Source organism: Aeromonas sp. L_1B5_3, assembly GCF_963866575.1.
Taxonomy (GTDB): domain Bacteria; phylum Pseudomonadota; class Gammaproteobacteria; order Enterobacterales; family Aeromonadaceae; genus Aeromonas; species Aeromonas jandaei.
This window is the reverse complement of record NZ_CAWMDN010000076.1, coordinates 1-618: the sequence shown is the minus strand read 5'-3', so window position 1 is coordinate 618 and position 618 is coordinate 1. Positions and strand designations below refer to the sequence as shown.

At 63.1% G+C, this 618-nt stretch carries 1 protein-coding gene; it reads right to left on the bottom strand.

The genetic code is table 11. The features are described from left to right. Window positions 1–618 (bottom strand): hypothetical protein (locus tag AACR93_RS04620; RefSeq protein WP_043852305.1); only part of this gene is annotated, 618 nt, incomplete at both ends.

Here is a 618-nt window from a genome sequence, read left to right as displayed (position 1 = left end):
TTTGGCCGAGGGCTGTGAGCGCCGGTTGCTGGCTGCCATCGGCAAACGCCACCTCGACCACCCGATCCGACCCTGCCTGCACGTCGAAGTGACCGGTTTTACTCAGACTGTTGCTGCCGGTGAGGTCCCCCTCATCCAGAGACACGCCTTTGCCCGCGATAAAGCTCGGTGCCTTGCCATCCGCGATGGTAAGCGGCAGCGTGGTACCTATGCGATCGCCATCCTTGTCGGCCAGGGTGACCGCCAACGGCAGGTTGAGGGATTCGCTCCCCTTGTGATCCAGCTCACCCGTGAGGGTAACCTTGGCGGTGACGCTCCAGTTACCGTTGTTATCGACCAAGCTCAGCTCGGCACGCAGGATCTCGCGACCATCTGCCGTGGTGCCCACCAGCTGGCCGTTGGCGTCGAGGGAGAAACTGATCAGGCTGCCATGGCTGGTGAGACCGGTCAGGGTGCTCTGGATGGTGGCGATATCAAAACCCAGAGATGCGGGATCAAGGGCATCGCTGCCGTGGGTCACCGTGAAACTCATGGTGCTGACCGCAGCGGCCTCCCCTTGCGCCATCTCGGTGATGGCGGTGCCGCTGACGGCGGAGATGGTCGGGTTGGCGCCATCAC